The sequence below is a fragment of the Holophaga foetida DSM 6591 genome (genome assembly GCF_000242615.2).
In the GTDB taxonomy this organism is placed as follows: Bacteria; Acidobacteriota; Holophagae; order Holophagales; family Holophagaceae; genus Holophaga; species Holophaga foetida.
The window spans coordinates 3352638-3368346 of record NZ_KI912268.1; the positions used below are offsets into that span (position 1 = coordinate 3352638).

At 63.1% G+C, this 15709-nt stretch carries 17 protein-coding genes and 1 pseudogene; 7 read left to right on the top strand and 11 right to left on the bottom strand.

Features of this window, described 5'->3' with window-relative positions; genetic code table 11:
• Positions 1-386: 386 nt before the first annotated feature.
• Both HOLFODRAFT_RS0215140 and HOLFODRAFT_RS21660 read right to left on the bottom strand, forming a co-directional pair.
• The gene (locus HOLFODRAFT_RS0215140) at positions 387-1130 is read right to left on the bottom strand and encodes a metallophosphatase domain-containing protein (RefSeq protein WP_005034601.1); all 744 of its coding nucleotides are present in this window, start codon (positions 1128-1130) and stop codon (positions 387-389) included.
• Between the two features lie 148 nt (positions 1131-1278).
• Positions 1279-2130, bottom strand: a complete 852-nt coding sequence (locus tag HOLFODRAFT_RS21660; protein WP_005034605.1) for an Aca2/YdiL-like domain-containing protein — start codon at positions 2128-2130, stop codon at positions 1279-1281.
• Between the two features lie 151 nt (positions 2131-2281).
• Here HOLFODRAFT_RS21660 and HOLFODRAFT_RS0215150 point away from each other — a divergent pair, with 151 nt between their 5' ends.
• The 3 genes and pseudogenes from HOLFODRAFT_RS0215150 to HOLFODRAFT_RS25840 all read left to right on the top strand — a co-directional run.
• Positions 2282-2791 (top strand): hypothetical protein, encoded by a 510-nt coding sequence (locus tag HOLFODRAFT_RS0215150; RefSeq protein ID WP_005034607.1) that lies wholly within the window; start codon positions 2282-2284, stop codon positions 2789-2791.
• 303 nt (positions 2792-3094) lie between these two features.
• On the top strand, positions 3095-3340 hold the full coding sequence (locus HOLFODRAFT_RS0215155) for a hypothetical protein (RefSeq protein WP_005034610.1): 246 nt from the start codon (positions 3095-3097) through the stop codon (positions 3338-3340).
• A gap of 2 nt (positions 3341-3342) precedes the next feature.
• Positions 3343-4026: pseudogene (locus HOLFODRAFT_RS25840) on the top strand (relaxase domain-containing protein); the annotation flags it as partial.
• Here the strand turns inward: HOLFODRAFT_RS25840 and HOLFODRAFT_RS25385 are convergent.
• Positions 3958-4134: a hypothetical protein gene (locus HOLFODRAFT_RS25385; protein ID WP_244432633.1), complete on the bottom strand. Its 177-nt coding sequence runs from the start codon at positions 4132-4134 to the stop codon at positions 3958-3960. The pseudogene HOLFODRAFT_RS25840 and the gene HOLFODRAFT_RS25385 sit on opposite strands and share 69 nt — an antisense overlap.
• A gap of 568 nt (positions 4135-4702) precedes the next feature.
• On the opposite strand from HOLFODRAFT_RS25385, the gene HOLFODRAFT_RS25390 reads away from it, so the two are divergent.
• From HOLFODRAFT_RS25390 to HOLFODRAFT_RS24625, 3 genes are all read left to right on the top strand, one after another.
• Positions 4703-5809: a hypothetical protein gene (locus HOLFODRAFT_RS25390; protein WP_005034615.1), complete on the top strand. Its 1107-nt coding sequence runs from the start codon at positions 4703-4705 to the stop codon at positions 5807-5809.
• 65 nt (positions 5810-5874) lie between these two features.
• Positions 5875-6099 carry a hypothetical protein gene (locus tag HOLFODRAFT_RS25395; protein ID WP_026939370.1) on the top strand — a complete coding sequence of 75 codons (225 nt, stop codon included), beginning with the start codon at positions 5875-5877 and terminating at the stop codon, positions 6097-6099.
• A gap of 29 nt (positions 6100-6128) precedes the next feature.
• Positions 6129-7076, top strand: a complete 948-nt coding sequence (locus HOLFODRAFT_RS24625; RefSeq protein WP_005034618.1) for a hypothetical protein — start codon at positions 6129-6131, stop codon at positions 7074-7076.
• A gap of 30 nt (positions 7077-7106) precedes the next feature.
• On the opposite strand, the gene HOLFODRAFT_RS0215190 is transcribed toward HOLFODRAFT_RS24625, so the two are convergent.
• The 6 genes from HOLFODRAFT_RS0215190 to HOLFODRAFT_RS0215225 form a co-directional block, all read right to left on the bottom strand.
• Complete coding sequence (locus HOLFODRAFT_RS0215190; protein ID WP_005034620.1) at positions 7107-7655, bottom strand: hypothetical protein; 549 nt, start codon at positions 7653-7655, stop codon at positions 7107-7109.
• Between the two features lie 255 nt (positions 7656-7910).
• Complete coding sequence (locus HOLFODRAFT_RS0215195) at positions 7911-8933, bottom strand: nucleotidyl transferase AbiEii/AbiGii toxin family protein (RefSeq protein WP_005034621.1); 1023 nt, start codon at positions 8931-8933, stop codon at positions 7911-7913.
• Positions 8930-9610, bottom strand: a complete 681-nt coding sequence (locus tag HOLFODRAFT_RS0215200) for a DUF6088 family protein (RefSeq protein ID WP_005034624.1) — start codon at positions 9608-9610, stop codon at positions 8930-8932. The genes HOLFODRAFT_RS0215195 and HOLFODRAFT_RS0215200 overlap by 4 nt, the downstream gene beginning before the upstream one ends.
• 1252 nt (positions 9611-10862) lie before the next feature.
• Positions 10863-11111 carry a hypothetical protein gene (locus tag HOLFODRAFT_RS0215215; RefSeq protein ID WP_005034630.1) on the bottom strand — a complete coding sequence of 83 codons (249 nt, stop codon included), beginning with the start codon at positions 11109-11111 and terminating at the stop codon, positions 10863-10865.
• Between the two features lie 71 nt (positions 11112-11182).
• Positions 11183-11971 carry a hypothetical protein gene (locus tag HOLFODRAFT_RS0215220; RefSeq protein WP_005034631.1) on the bottom strand — a complete coding sequence of 263 codons (789 nt, stop codon included), beginning with the start codon at positions 11969-11971 and terminating at the stop codon, positions 11183-11185.
• Positions 11972-12015: 44 nt separating this feature from the next.
• On the bottom strand, positions 12016-12711 hold the full coding sequence (locus HOLFODRAFT_RS0215225; RefSeq protein WP_005034633.1) for a double zinc ribbon domain-containing protein: 696 nt from the start codon (positions 12709-12711) through the stop codon (positions 12016-12018).
• A 250-nt stretch (positions 12712-12961) separates the two neighbouring features.
• Here HOLFODRAFT_RS0215225 and HOLFODRAFT_RS23430 point away from each other — a divergent pair, with 250 nt between their 5' ends.
• Positions 12962-13423, top strand: a complete 462-nt coding sequence (locus HOLFODRAFT_RS23430) for a helix-turn-helix domain-containing protein (RefSeq protein ID WP_084053715.1) — start codon at positions 12962-12964, stop codon at positions 13421-13423.
• Between the two features lie 265 nt (positions 13424-13688).
• Here the strand turns inward: HOLFODRAFT_RS23430 and HOLFODRAFT_RS0215235 are convergent, their stop codons facing one another.
• Both HOLFODRAFT_RS0215235 and HOLFODRAFT_RS0215240 read right to left on the bottom strand, forming a co-directional pair.
• On the bottom strand, positions 13689-14432 hold the full coding sequence (locus HOLFODRAFT_RS0215235) for a metallophosphatase domain-containing protein (RefSeq protein WP_005034638.1): 744 nt from the start codon (positions 14430-14432) through the stop codon (positions 13689-13691).
• 207 nt (positions 14433-14639) lie between these two features.
• Positions 14640-15302 carry an RNA polymerase sigma factor gene (locus HOLFODRAFT_RS0215240; RefSeq protein ID WP_005034640.1) on the bottom strand — a complete coding sequence of 221 codons (663 nt, stop codon included), beginning with the start codon at positions 15300-15302 and terminating at the stop codon, positions 14640-14642.
• Positions 15303-15709: the final 407 nt, after the last annotated feature.

Sequence of the window (15709 nt, forward strand, 5' to 3'; positions counted from 1 at the left end):
ATCCATCACCTGCACCACGACCTCCACCACGGCGGGACGGCGAAGCCCTGCTATGACGCCAACTCGGTCCAAGCCCCTGCCGGGACTGTCGGGCTCAGCAGTCAGCAATCCCTGGGCGACAGGGGACCTGGCGTCCCCAAAAGTGGATCAGCAGGCGCGATTTCCCCATAGCCCTCGCCCAACTCCCCCGCCGCTCCGGGCTTGTTCAACACCGCATTTCATCGGTGGGGGCTCCGTCTACCTGAGGCAGCCTCGCCCACGCCCCACCGACGAAATGCTCACTGTTTGGGGTGGGATCAGTGCGTAAGAATCTTTAGCCTCCTCTCGGAGGCCACGCCTCAGCTAGATCCAACCCTGGCGTGAAGGCCAGGATTCACATCCCGAGACTATTCGTCAGGATCTACTTTCGCGGCCTTCCGCGGGTGGCGCTTCCCTGGAGGGGTTGCATAGACCTCGGCTTTTCCCCCCGGCTCCAGGTCCACGATCCAAATGGGATTCACAGGCTGGTAATCCTCGTTGCAGACCGAGGCATTCACGTAGGTAGTGCTGTCCTTCTCTGCGAATCCGTAACCATCATGGATGTGCCCAAAGACATGCAGGCGCGGCCTCACGGTGGCCAGACGAATCGCCAACTCCTCACACCCGAGAGGGCCGCTGCCTTCTTCGGAGGGACCCCAGGCGGTCATTCGGGGTCGCACGGAATCGAGGATGCCGTGCGGTGGCCCGTGCGTGATGAGTGCATCGGTATCAATCGGGATGAGGTTCCATTTTTCGCGAAGCTTCGCCCCTTTCCGGGGTAGGTTGAAGGCCCAGCTTTGGAACCAGGGCTGCCAGGGGGATCCCCAGAACCGCAACCCCTCAATCTCGCAGCCGCTGTCCTGGAGGTATAGAATCCCCGGTCCCATCATGGCCCGTGCCACCTCGGGTTGCTGCTCGAATAGTCGGTCGTGGTTGCCTGCCACTACGATCTTCCATCGATGTGGCAGCCGCGTTAGCCACTGGGCGACCTTCAGGACCTCGCGCTCCGAGCCCATGCTGCAGAAATCCCCGGCGTGGATGAGTATGTCCCCGTCAGGGATCTTGAAATGATCCTGTTCGCCGTGGGTGTCGCTGAGGCAGACTAAGCGCATGGGATTTCCAGAGGCAGTGGGTGGAATTGTGGCTCAGTGACACATACCGTAATCAAAGGGAAGAGTTGCTCGGGACCTTGCGTCATCGTTCAAAGAATTCGGTCAGTTTCCAAAGTGTTTTTCCCACGGCAACCGGTGCGGCCTAATCCTAGTTCCTCTCTCCGTGCAGAATCCAACTGGATGAGATGTTCAAGCTCTCGGCGATTGCACGGATGAGTCTGGGAGCAGGGATGACGAGTCCATCTCGGATGGCTTCGATGACTTCCTTGGGGATGCCTGGGATGGTGGGCATTTGGAGTTGTGCAAGCAAGATGGGGCGGATTCTGTCGCTCACTTCTGTGAGGATGACGGCAGGATCGCCGCTGTGTCCGAGAGCTCCTAGTGAGGGGGCGGCCCACTCGCTTTTGCCATCGGTTGCCAACGTTTCGTGAGTTGAGGGGGTGGCCGCAGGTCGTCGGGTTGGAATGGAGAATGATACGTCGTGCGTGAATTCCGGAGGGTAAACAGGGCGATTGAGTGGCCCCAGGCCATGCAACAGCCAGTTCCTTGAGATCTGATGAAGGCTTTTCAAAGAGTGCAAGGCCTCTGGGGGGATGGGGGCCTCGCCTTCCTCCCACTGCATGTAGGTCGCGAGCGGAACGGATAATTGACTGGCGAGCTCTGACGGCGTCAGGCCGAGCGTTCGGCGCGCCACTGCCAGGCGCTTTCCGACGCGGAGAGAACTCACCTCGATGATTCGCTGCCATGCCGCGGATCGTTTTACCCCTTCGGGGTCTGAGAAATCGGGTGTGTCGCCCCCATGGAGAAGCCACATCATGGGCACTCCATAAATCAATGCGAGATGGGCGAGATCATCCGCTTTGGGCCGCATGCGCCCGGTTTCCCAGCGCATTACGGTCGAAGGGTGAGTCGACAGGCCAAGCGAAACCCGGGATTTGGTCAGCCCACAGGCTTCGCGCGCAATGCACAGCCGCTTGCCTATCTCTTCGGCGGTATCCATGTGAATTCCTCTCTGGCTAGTGTAGACCGGATTTTCTTGGCAAACAAAAAGGTGGTTGACACCCCAAGATTCGGCGCTTATTCCTATTGTGCAATCAAGCATGCGATTGCACAATAGGCACACTTCCGTGCCATCATCTTGGGAGGTTCACATGGAAAACCCCATTCCCGCCCCCGAAACGCTCGCCCTCGCGGAAGAATGCAGGCTCGACGGCTCGATGCCCTGGGTGCCTTTCGCCCGCCAGATCGCCGACGCCATCTCTCCTCTGACGGGGATTTGGGAGGAAGATCTGGACCACACGGCGGTCGTCTTGTTCGAGTGTTTGAACGGTCTGCTGGTTCCAGCCTGGTCGGATCTTCGCAGTGATCTGAGCCCGGCTGAGCTCTGGCTCCTGGCTGAGGCGACTTTCGACCTCGACTGGAGCGTGGCGCTCGAGACTGGCTGGATCGAGGGGCAACTGAGGGGGCTGGGGCGGGGTGGTCGGGAGCGCGAGGTGCTCCTGGGGTTGCTCGCCAAGGTGCAGGCCTGGGGGCCGCTGTCTCGCTGGGCGGTGCTGAGGGTGGTTGCGAACGCATTTGCGCATGCTTGCGTGCCTGGTTGCGCTGGTGTCATCGCGAACGATCTCGTCGACGCCCGCTTCCGCGCTGCCCTGGGGCAATAGCCCTCTCCGGGGCCATCCGTTCTGGGTGGCCCCGGAACTCCTCGCAACGACTTCACCTGGAGTGCCTCCAATGGTCATCCGCCTGGCAGCACATGAACTCTCCCTCTCGGAGGCGGCAGCCGCGGAGCGAAACAAGGGCGCCTTCCAGGCGTCCGCCAGTTTTGCTCAGGGGGTGGTGGCTCCGACCGGTAGACCACCCCCCTCGGGGGGTGGGCGTAGAGTGCTTCTCCCCTAATCACCCCCCGCCCATGAAGGAATGGGTCTGAGGTGGGACCCAGGAAGGGCTTTTTGGAGGAACGCGATATGGAAGACAGCAAGAACGCCAGTGCCAATCGGCTGGCCCAACGGATCCAGGCCACCTTGGCAGGCAAAGCGTCGGGCCAAGTCACCGTGAAGGTCACCCTCTCAGGGACGGCCGCTGAAACCTGGCGTGACCTGGTCCGGGACGCTGAGGGGCTCGGCCTGGACACCAAGGGGATCTTTGTCGCTCTCCTGGACGCCGGGGCAGTCCCGCTCCGGAAGGCGCTGCGCTCGATCCCGCGGGGGTAGGGATGGACTTCCTCGTCCAGTACGACGCCGAGGCCCGGCAGCGGTCCCCCCAGGGGACGGCCGACTATATCGCCGAGCACCTGGAATCGGTCGCCGAAGCGGGTGAGTTGCGGAGGTACGAAGGCTACCTCTCGCGGGAGGGGAAGGTGAAGCCAATCGCCTTCAACCCGGAACTTTGGAAGGCTGTGGGGTGGGACCCGGAGGTGGAGGAACAGCCGCCTGCGGAACTGCTCCGCCAGTTGACCAAGGGGTGCGACCTTGCCGGGAACAAGTTGACCCGCGGCAAGAGTCTTTTCCGGCCTATGAAGGAGGTCCTGATCACCGTCCCCTGCGAGCTGAGCGAGGCCACGAAGGGCGACCCGGTGGCGGCCATGGACATCATCATGGCCGGGGCCAAGGCGGTCCTGGCCGAGGCCGAAAAGGTCGCGATCCGGGCCCGCAGCGGACGTGGGAAGCGGGGGTGGCTCAGTGGGAAGATCCTGACCTTGCTGTACCCCCACGGGGAAAACCGCGAGGGCGAGCCCCACATCCATCCCCACATCATGATCTTCCCCCCAGCCTGGCTGCCGGGCGAGGGCTGGCGTGCCTGGGATAATGGTGCCCATGTGGCCAGCATGTCAAAGCCTGGGGGGACTCGCGAAGTTGCGACCCAGGCCATGATAGAGGCCGCGGCCCGGCACGGCTACCAGGTTGACATCCGACGCGGGACCGCCGCCGAGGCCCCCGGAGAGGTTCAGGGCGCGACGGTGACCTGCCCGGATGGGAAGGTCATCCGAGCAGGGAGCATCACTCACCAGCGCCGGTCCGAGATTCTGGCCGCGAAGGAAATGAAGCTTGAATTGGGTGGGGTCACACCTCTGACTCCCAGGGAGCTCGAACTGTTCCGGCGGGAGAGTGGGAAGAAGACCTTCCGCCAAAAGCTCCAGGATCTGCCGCAGGACAAGCGCTACCAGGCCATCGCCTGCAAGCTCGTCCAGTTGGGGATGCTGGGCGAGGACGGCAAGATCCCCTCCGAGAAGGCCCTGACGGCCGCCTTCCAGGCCTACGAGCGGAACCTGGCCGCGGCCCAGGTGAAGCTCGAGGCGGGCAGGACCCTGCCTGGGGATGGGAAGGCCAGCGGGGTCGCCGCAGGCCTAGTCCTGGCCCGGCGGAAGCAGGTGAAGGAACTGCTGGGATCCGAGGAGGACCTCCAGGCGTCCGAGAAGGCCGCTCGCCTTCGCTGGACCCAGGACTACACACGCATCCTGCTCCTGGTCCACCAATCGGGCCTGACGGGGCTGACGACTGAATCGTTAACGAAACACGACCGGGACCTGCTCTCGAAACTCAAACGGGTCGGTCATCTTCTAGGGGAAAAGGATCATGGGCGCATCACCTACACTCTCAGCCAACTCGGCACTTCCAAGCTTCAAGAACTTCTCGCTGAACGAGGTGCCCTGGTGGCTGGTCTGCTGCCGGGTATTCGTGCCGAACTGCAGCTGGCGTCAGGTGCCGGTCCAGGTGCGGTTTCAGGAGGTCGAGAAGGCGCAGGGGGAGAGGCCGGCGCCTCCCCTCTACCCGCCGGAGCCCCTGTTCCTCGGGGACCCGACGGATCAGGAAGCCCGTGCGAGCTACCAGGCGGACTACGCCCAGTGGCACGAAAAGGTGCAGGACCTGGACTACCAGTACCAGCAGGATCTGATGTGGTGGAATATGCGGGGGATGAACGTGGCTCAGAAGTGGGATCTGGCGCCCACGCCCGAACTCACGCCGTACGACTCCCGTCCGCCGGAACTGCGGGAGTGGTTGCCGGTGGACCTGTTCGAGAGCCGGGTCGTAGCGAGTCAAAAAGCTCAACGAGTGCCGACCACGGCCCGGAACTGGCACCGGGACGAAGACGGGGAATGGCAGGAAGTGCTCCAGACCGGGACGTCGTGGACAGCATACGGGACGGAGGAATTGCAGAGGGTGCTCCAGGGGGAGGACTGCATCCATCTGCCCGAGACGCTGATCCTGGCTGTGCCGGGCGAACATTTCCCGACCTTCCTCGCGCAGCTCGACCGTCAGGCCCTCGTCCTCGTGCGCTGCCGGTGGGATTCCAAGGCTCGGCAGCTGGTTTCGGTGGGGTCGGTGCCCCAAGTCTTTCTCCATCCGGTCCTGGAAATCGTCAGTTCCTTGGCCCTGTTGGAGCCTGGCGTCCTGCCGCTGAAGGCCTGGCCTGGGGTCCCGGAGGCTCTCTGGAAGAGCCTGTCGGGGTGGGAAGCCGGACAGCAGGTCCCCGCGACCCGCGCGCAGTTCGCAGTCCTCGAGGAGTGGGTCTCCCGGCAGCCCCGCCTGCCTTCCTGGTACGTGACCCCGGAGTACCGGGCGGCGGCCGCGGTGAATCTTTGCTGCCAGGATGCCGTGGACTCCTGGGGGCCGGGATACCTCTGGCGTCCCCTGCTGCCGGGGGAAGCCGAAGCTGGGGAGGGCTGGATGCCGACCCTCTGAGGGCTCGGCCCCGGAGCCCCTGGCGCCCCGATCCCCTCCAGGGCCTGGGGCTGCCTCGGAACCTGGTGGCCCAGGGTCTGGAACGGGTCCGGGCCCTGGCCCGTCAAGTCCGGCGAGCCGGACAGCACCTGGGCCTGGACCTCCTCCAACTCGGCAGGCTCTCGGTGGCCCTGGCCAAACCTGTCCAGCTCATCACGGACTGGCTCTCTCCCTCCCCTGAGCTTGTCCCCAAGACAGACCGAACTCCAACCACAGGGCCCACCCAACCGCGGCCCCGGCTCAAGAAGTGACCACCACCACCCCAAACCAAGGAGGAACCATGGCGACTTTCGCAGAGCAGTTCGAACAGCTGGAGCACATGCTGACGAAGGTCAGTCAGGTCCAGGAACAGGGGCAGGCCCAGCTGGAGCAGGCCCTCAAACGCGTGGAGGATCTGGTCCCCTCGGCGGGCCAGGCCATCGCCCAGACTCTGGAGGCGTCCGCCCGCCAGGCGGCGGACCTGCAGGTCCAGGAGCTCCAGAAAGTCGTCGGCCGGGTGACGAAGGCCTCTCACGAGGCGGTTTCCGAAGCGGCCTCCGCCGTGCAGGCGTTCCGGGCCTCCATGAGCCAGGAGGTCGAGAAGCCCCTGGCTGCCCTGAAGGCTTCCACCGAGGGCGCGGAGCGGGCTTGTGCTGCGCTCCAGGGGCTGACCGACCAGGGCCTGGCCGGGCAGCAGGCCCTGGAGGGGATCCAGGAGCGGCTTGCGCAGGTGTCGAAGGCGGTGGCCAACCATGAAATGGACCTGCGGCAGGCCGTTCTGAAGGCGGAAGTGGAGGCGATGAAAGAGCTGAGGGAACTGGGGAAGCGGGCCCGTGGCCTCCTGCCCAAGTACTTGTTCTGGGCCCGGGAGGGGGTCAGTTGGGGACTGTTCTGTTGCGTGCTGACGGCTGCCATTTGGGCGATCTTTTTCGTCGTCCAGGGGTCTTTGGAGGGGAGTCGTGGACGGAAGATCCGGGAGGAAGTGGTGGCCGGTCTCAATCGGCATATGGTGATGCGAGGCATGGCTTATAACCTGGTGCCTTTGGTCGGCGGGGGAACCCAGGTCCAGGGGCATGTGCTCGAGGCCCCCTTGGTAGTGATGGGGGATGGCAGTCTCCGGCAGATGACCCGGAACCCTGGTGGGGGATGGACCTGGGAGGGGCGGACCATTGAGGCTGACCAGGTTCCTTTGGCCAAGGCCTGGGACACCTCCACCGGGGAGCTGGTCAAGCAGAGCGTAGTTGAGTAGGCGCCGGTCCTTCCGGGGACCAGGCAACGGTCAATCAGGACTGGAGGGAGGGGGCTCCCCTTTCTCCAGTCCTGCTGCCTTTCTCAGGCCGTCCAGAATGGATGCATGGAGATATGCCCGCAGGTCGGGGGGTTCCTCAAGATTCTGGGCGAGGTTCGTGGCGCAGGTCGCGGCTGCGTCCTGAAGGGCAGAGGTGATGCCCTGGGAGGCGAGGGGCTCTGGAAAAGCCGTCCGATAGCCCTGGAGGGCGATGGTGAAGGCTCGGTGGTTGGCCTGCCGGGCGCCCTGAAGGCCCCGGGCCGGGCCTTCCTGTTCTACCAGGGCGATGAAGGCACATTGCCCTGCCAGGGCTTCCAGGAGCTGACACCAGGCTGTTGCCTCGCCCTCTTCCTCGGTCAGGACCGCCAGGGTGGCGCGGAAGGCCTCGTGCCTCTGGGCGAGGGCGAGCCGACTGGCCCGCTCCTCGGCGGGCTGGCCAGCCTGGATGGCACGGGTCGCCTGCTTGGGGTCCCCCAGGCGGCGGTAGAGCTTGAGCAGATGGCGGGAGGCGGCCACCGCGTCAACGGTCCACTGATCCACGATGGGGGCTGGAGGGCATTCGGATCCGGGGACAATAGGCTGAGGGCCAGGGTGGTTCGAGCATTTCCGGCGAGGAACACCGGGATCAAGGCTGCCCATAATGTCAGGCCGCTGTGTATTCCGGATGGCTAGATTCTGGGAAAAGTTCACGCCCCGGAGAGATGCCCTCAAATCCAACCCAAGGAGCCCGGACCAGCCGCTTGGCCTTGGCGACTTGGAATGCGGACCCCGGGAACCGGTGCCGCCTCTCGGACTTCAGCTGTTCAGGGCCGTCTCGGCCTCGGCGAGGGCTTGGAGGATGTGGCCGAGGGTCGGGGAGGCGCCCAGGAACATAGGGCTCATCGCATGGAGGTCCCGGGCCAATTCGGCTTCCCTGGCCTGGGGCGGGCACAAGCGGAGCGAGCCCGGCACTGCGGTGGGATAGCTGGCCCAGGAGGAGGCAAAGAAGCGGCCTTTGTGACGCACGACATCCTCCAGGAGGTCCATCCGCTGCAAGGCCAGGTCCCGGCCAGGGTGGCGCCATAGGGCGGCCATGTCCGAGTAGTGGCGGGCGGATCGGTCTTTGATGGGCTGGTCTGCCGGGCGGTGGAACTCCGCGTGGAGGATGGTGGCCTTCTCCCAGAAGGTGCGCTCCATCTCCAGAGCCACCACCGGGCTCCGAAAGTCCTCAAAGGCTAGGCCCAGGGCATCGGCCAGCAGCGGCTGGATGTGGTGATGGCCGGTGGGCTGCTGGTTCGTGAGGGCTCCGAACTCCAGCTTGACCTGCTTGGCAATGTAGCCGCCGGGCTGGGGCAGCACCGAGGGATATCGGAACCAGAGGTTGGGGGTTCCGGCGACGCGATCAATCTCGAAGGCCAGCCAGGGGGCTCCTCCCTGGGGAGAGCCCAGAAGCGCATGGATGGCCGCCTCCAGGGTGGGCTGGACGACTTGGCGTACATGGTCCTCGCAGGCGGCAGCAAGCCGCTGGGCGCGCTTGCTGCGCTGGGTCGTCGAAGGGGCCTCGTCCAGGTCGGCCTCCACGAACCCAAGGGCGGTGGGGCTCACGGAGAGATCGGCATCCTCGGAGAAGCGATCAATGACCCCAAAGACCTTCGAGAGGCTGGTGCCGCCCTTGAAGACCAGGGTTCCGGCCATGGCGGGGTGGGCATAGATCCGCCCAAGCACCCAGCAGACCCAGAAGTCCTTCTCGACGATGAGGGGGAGGATGCCCCGACGGGCCGCGATCTGGTCAATGATCAGCTGCTGCTCGGCGGCGGGTTGGAGGGCAAAGGTGCTCATCGGCTCACCTCTGCGATATGGCGCAGGAAGGGGTGCATCCAGGCTGGCGCCAGGGGCAGGTCTTTCAGTAGACGATTCCTATCCTTGGCTGAGAGGGTCTCCTGGAGGTGGCTGATCCGCTCCAGGGTCACGTGCTCCTTGCCGAGGCTGCGGAGTGCGGCGAAGACCAGGCCGCTGGTGGGGGCGGGTTTGCCCACCTTCTTCACCGGGCGCTGCCGGAGCTGGACCGTGAGGGGGCCGATGGTCACCAGACGGTCAGGCCCGTCCGTGAGGAAGACGGCCTTGGCGGGGACCTGCTCCGAGAGCCCCAGGAGATTGGCGGCCATGGCCTCCATGGGGAGCAGGGTGGCGCCGTCCCGGCGGGCCAGGGCCTGGGCGATGGCTTCGGCCGTGGGGAGGAGCTCGCCCAGTAGGGGGTGGGACCGGGGGACATCGTAGAGCCCACGCGAGAGATGCCTGAGGGTCCCTGCGCGGACCAGGCGCATGAGCGCCATGCCGACACTTTGGGGCGATCCCAGGTCCGAGAAGTCCGAGGGTGTGAAGACCCGCTCTGGGTCGGCCTTGGACTGGCGGCGGATCCTGGCCTCCAGCCTTCGGCTGATGGAAGCCTGGCCAAGCCCGCTGCCCGCGGGGGCTACTTTGCCCAGGCTGGAGGGTGGATGGCTTCTGGTTCCCATGGACTAAGAATGGGGAGTTTGTGTTAAGAAAACAAGGTCATTTTTTTAACATAATGCCGTGGGCGATGCTTCCTGTGCCACGACGGGCAGAGGGTTTGGTGCAAGGAACCATGACGATTGTGACATGGCGTCCGGTTCTCCTCCGGGTCAGGTCGGGACTGGTGTTCCCAGACATGTGTCCGAGGGCAGGCCTGGGACACGAGGGAACCCAAAGAGGCTCGGACCTATCGGGTGGCATCCCCGCGCGCAGGGGGCCTGGCTCCAAATGAGGGCCGCCTTTGGCCAGGTTGCACCTTTGAGTCCTGGTACGCAAAGCTTGCCTCGCTGGCCCTGGCCTCCTGGGCGATGGCGCCACCCATCGGCAAGTCCACAAGCGCCTGGCTTCGTCCACCAGGGTGGGCAGGCTGGCCTCCGGCGTCGTGGCAATCCTGGCGAGAAAGGGTGCCCGACTGCCCTTGAATCAGGGTGTTCGTTCATGGTGCTCTCCCTGCGCCCCCTGGCGCACCCTGCCGAGCAGGGCAAGGGGCAAGAGCTCCTGATGGGCGGACCGGGCAGCTAACCAACTTCAGGAAACCCCCCGGCTCTGCCGGGGAGGCAGTAGTTGTTTGACATATACAGAAGTCCATCGGGGAATCCTTCTTGTGAGCCGCCAAGCCGTGCTCGATCAGGCCTTCCAGGCTCATCCCGAGCGCTTTTCCAAAGGCAGGCCCAAGCCGCCCGAGCTACCGAGTCCGGCATGGATCAATCCCCCGAAAAAGGGAATTGCCGCATGATGATTGCCTTCGGCTGCGGAGAGGTGTGGGAAACCCAGCGGGTTTTCCAAGGGGCTGTGGTCAAGTCGAAGACTTTTCCATGGCCCCGGCGCCTCTCCGTAGCGGGTGGCCCCAAGCGAGAATTCAGGCCACCTGCTGTCTCAAAGTCGTTGACGCGTTCCGCTGTGCGTTGAGCGAAAACAAAGGCTGCTTGGAGCTCGGGAGTCGCCTGGGTGACTCGGACTCGGCTACCCCCGGCTAAACGGAGGTGGAAGGAAGCACCTCGCCCTGGTCACTCGGAATAGGAGGTATTTCCACCTGGGCCAGGGACCGCAGTACACCCCTCCGGAGGACCGGCGCTTCGGCTTATCCTCACCCTCCTTGGTCGGGGCCTTGGCCGACGAGGCGGCCTGTCGCCTCTCCCACTCCTGCTGCATGCGGATGATCCTGGGGACCCGTGCTTCGGGCATCTCCATTACAGCCTCCCATCCCAACCCAGATTAGACGGCCTCTTCATGGAGAGGGCTTCTCTGGCGCTTCCCTCTCCCACGCCGCTCCTTCATGGCCTCCAGCGGCCCCAGCTCCAGAGCCAGATCCAGGATCCGACTGATCCTCGGTCGGTTCATCTGGAGCATCACCTCAAGCCTGCTGATTCGCAGCCCCCTTGAATAGGCGATCATCACCTTGGCTTTCGCCCGGCGAGCCTTGGACTCACCTGCGGAAAAGGCAATGGCCTCCAACTCCCGCATAGCCGCTGGCTCAATGACCAACGGCCCTCGACTCGAATGACGGCCCACCTCGAAGGTCCTCCTGGAACCGGCTACATCCCGGCTTTTGCATCCTTCTTGATGGCCGTGTAGTGATCCTTCAGGTATTCACGGCTCCTGATGTCGATTCCGAATTTCCCCGGACGCTCCTCGACCGTGCCCGCATCAAGCCGACTCTTCCGCTTCACGACCGCAGAAGGGTCGTAGTTGCTGAAGAGGTGAATCTCCGCCTTGTCGCTGAACCATAAGATATGTGGCTGCCCTGCGTACTCAAACTTTGCAGGGTGTGCATTTGAGGCCAGCAATCCAGGACCGTAGGAGTCCACAATCCCCTGGTATGCCGTTTCAGCCGCCCCCTGCGTCCGATCGGTCGATGACTCACTCTGAATGGTCACAGCCGCGAACTTTCTCCGGAAGAAGCCATACTTGATGCTCGCCGCAAGGTTATTGAAATATTGACGGCCCGAGGCCTGAATCCAGACGATCTCAACCTGCTCCGGCCCAAGGCGATCCGCCTTCAGGAAGCCGTCCTGGTGAGCCTTGGCTGCCTTGAGGAATTCCTCGATCGTCATGCCGAAGGTATAGTGCCGGAAGCCGTTCTTGGCATCCAGGGCCTCCTGGAACTTCTTCCCCTCTGCCGCAGAGATGTGCTTGAAGTTCTTGGTCTTCCACTCTTTCCCAGCGACATCCTTGTATATGAAGGCGCTTCCCGCCGGGTTGGTCAGCCTGCCCAGCAGGCCGAACACCCCTTTGGGCTTCTCCGGCTCTTCCTGGGCCTGGACCGGGGCAGTCAGCCAGGGCAATGCAACCAGCATCAGGGATGCAAAAATATGGGCTCTCATAGGCTCCTCGCAAGGAAAGTGGGATCGAACACTGGGGGTGGGGGTCAGGCGTTTGGGGTACCACAACATGAACAGAAGGCAGCATGAACGGCGGCCCCGCATTGCCGACAGGCTCGCGTCGTCGCCGTTCCGCAGGTAATACAGAAGGCTGCGCTATGGGGTACCAATCCTCCACACTGGGGGCAGTGGGTTCCTCCCTGCGCACGCACCAGCTCTTCTGTTGTGGCCTTCCCAGTAAGCGAGGCCTGACGGACACCATCGTCGCTTTGGCGCATGGCCTCGTCCATGGCCTGCTTGAATTCCATGGGCTTGAATACCTTCCTGATGCCCACGGCTCCGGTGCCCGTCCCATGGACTACCACGGTCCCATACCCACGCCTGAACAGCCCGAGGATGAAGCCCAGCAGGGTGGTGCCGGTCCGGCTGCTCTCGATCTGGCGGATCCGCATGTCCAGGTGTCCGGAGCGGAGCCAGAACAGCCCATGCCGCCAGCGGGCATACACCCGGTGGCTGGTGACGATATAGACCGAAGTCCGGTAGTCGATCAGGGAGCCAAGGCCCCAGAGGCACGCCAGGATGAACTCAAACGGGCCGAATGAGAGTTCTCCACGCTTGGTCGTCGCCATGCTGACGATCGACCAAAGGGCGAGGAGCCCTGACGGCACGAGGATGATCCAGTGGGGACTGGTCTGGAAAAGCAGGTGCTCATCCTTGCTTAGTGGGATCCGACTCTGGGACACGACTCCTCCAATCAGTAGGTGGACAGGTAAGGGAGCACATGAAGGCACCCTGAAAAGGCGCGGTACAGGCAGGAAATTAAAGGATTTAACGATTCGGGCACCCACGTCCAAAGACACGCTTCCTGTCCTCGCGGAGCGCGGAAATGTTGTAGAATCCGACGATGGCCAACTCCCGCCATGCTCGCCTCGGACTTTTGAGGCTAGGGAGTGGGGTTGAATATTTACATAATCCTATGTGCGGGTTGCCCTGATGGTCAAGGGCACTCTGCAAAATTCCGGCATTGCCTCCACGCTTGGAGGACGGATTCGTATGGTCCGCAAGGCGTGGGGCTGGACTCAGAAAGATCTCGCACAGGCCATCGACAGCGATCAGCAGGTGGTTTCGTACTGGGAACGTGACAAGGCAAAACCCACCAGATCAGCGTTGCAACTGCTGGCTCAGGTCTTTCGTCTTCCCGCTGAATCCCTCCTCACTGGAGAAGGCTTCACGATTCCTGATTTCCCCGCAGACTCCGAGCATGAGGGCCGCTTAGGGTCTCTGCGGCAAGCGATCGAGGCTTTGGTTCCTACCAATGGAACAGATGCAATCGAGACGATCGATTTGGATACAGGCTCGATCGACTCGATGGGTCTTCGTGAAGCCAAGGCATACATGGATCGCGCCCAGAAGCATGGATGCAGAGTGAGAATCGTCGTCTCGCAACTGCCATAGAACAGATTGATTCCCGCGGGTTCAAGAACCTCGGACATCCCTGTCAGAATCCGCGAACTGGCTGAGGGCGAGGTGCCTGGCAGGAGTCAGCAATGGCAATGTCCTACGCCAGGAACTCGAGGAGTGGGGCGTGAGGGTGGAGATTGGATTATTCAGTGATCGCTCATTGTGTCATGCGCTGTTTTGGCGATGGGCAAGGCTGAGATCGGCAGCCCCGAAACCTCACTGTGTTTTGGTTCCTGATTGGACCTGGTCTCGGATGGGATCATTCGGCGGTTCGGCCCTTCTGGGCTCTCTTGCATCTCCGTTTCCCGGGGAGGGGGGCTGAGACTGTCGGTGGTGTGCCGGGCTCCAAATCCACAACCCAGACAGGGTTCACGGGGTGATAGTCTTCGTCGCAGACCGATGCGTTGACGAAAGTCGTGCCGTTCTGCTCCCGGCAACCATAGCCGCCATGGATATGCCCAAAGACGTGAAGGCGCGGCTGTACCACATGAAGGCGGATGGCCAGCTCCTCGCAGCCTAGGGGGCCAGTCCCTGCTTGTGTCATCCCCAAGGGGGTAAATCGAGGCTGGACGGCATCAAGGGTCCCATGCGGCGGCCCGTGGGTGATGAGCACATCGGTGTCCAAGGGGATGAGGCTCCACTTCTCACGCAACTTGGCACCCTTCCTGGGCAAGTTGAAGGCCCAGTTGTAGAACCAGGGCTGCCAAGGAGAACCCCAGAAACGGATACCAGCGATCTCGCAGCCGCTGTCCTGGAGGTAGATGATTCCGGGTTCCAAATAGGCGCGAGCCAACTCGGGCTCCTCCTCGAAGAACCGGTCGTGGTTTCCCGCCACCACGATCTTCCACTGGTGCGGTAGGCGGGCCAGCCACTGGGTGGCCTTCTGGACCTCCCGCTCGGTTCCCATGTTGGAGAAGTCCCCAGCGTGGACGAGCACGTCCCCACCGGGGACCTTGAATCGGTCCTGCTCTCCGTGGGTGTCGCTCATGCATATGATGCGCATTGGCCTTCCAGGTGTTCTGGGTAAAGGATATGGAGATGCATACTGGCGTCTCGCAGTGGAGTTGCAGGAAACTGAATTTTGGCGGCGGCTTCCAGTCGAACTCTCCCCTTCGGTCGGGTGTCCTCCATCCTCCGGACCTCTGCCAGAAGGGGCAGATCCCGGACTACTATGCTCCGGCGGGCCTTCATGGCCCGCCGGGTTCGAAGATCATCGCCTACCACCCTGAAGCGAATGGAAGTGCTTGCGGAGTTCCTTGAGCGCCCGGTGCACCTGGCTCTTGATGGCAGACACGGAGGAGGCCTTCATGGTGGCCAGGTCGGAGTACGAGAGATCCGATTCCCGGGTCATCAAGAGGAGTTCCCGCCTCTCGGGGGACAGTTGGCTCAGGGCGCGGTCCAGACATTCCAGTTCCTCGGCACGATTGGAGATGTCGTCGGCCCGATCCCCCCCGTGGGGGAGCATGTCCTCGAATCCATCCAGGGAAGCATGGTGCTTCAGGCTCTTGAAATAGTCCGCGCTCGAATTGCGGGCGATACGCCACATCCAGGGGAGGAAAGGGGCACCAAGCTGGTAGGTCGCACGGTGGCGGAGGATCCGGTAGAAGACGTCCTGAACAAGGTCCTCACTGGCTGGGACATCCCGGGTCACTCCCTGGAAGAAGTGGAGCAAGTGTCGGCGGTAGCGCTCGAAAAGAATGGCAAACTCTTCCACCTGACCCGCCTGGACTTGGGCCATGATCACGGCATCATCCGCGCCAAGGTCTTCCTTGGGATGGCTGATGGCGGATTCGGATGTTGTTGCGGGAACCCCGGACAGTTGCAGGTCTGAAGAGGTGTGTTCGACCGCCTCTGAAATAGTGAGTTCGTTCATGGTGCTCTCCCCGCGCCCCCTGGCGCACCCTGCCGAGCAGGGCAAGGGGCAAGAGCTCCTGAGGGGCGGACCGGGGAGCTTATTGGGGCAGGGGCCCCAAAAAGCGGAGCGGGTAGCGCCGATGGCGCCGCCAGCCCCGCAGCAGAGCCAGGGGGAGTGGGGAGAGCCCTGAATGCACATAAGGGCGGTTGGACCCAGTTCGGAGAACTCCGGCTGTGAGGGAACCTAGGAGCCCCCGGGGGGAGGGGGGCTTCGTCAGCGAATTAGAGCGGTTTCATCGGCGACCCGTTATGCCCGGCGTCCTGTTTCCGGAGAATATGTGTCGGTCTTGCGCTGTCGATCAATCCGACGCCTCTTTGATGCCCATGCGTGGCTGGTTTCCTGCCAGCCAGCATGGGTGCTGTGCG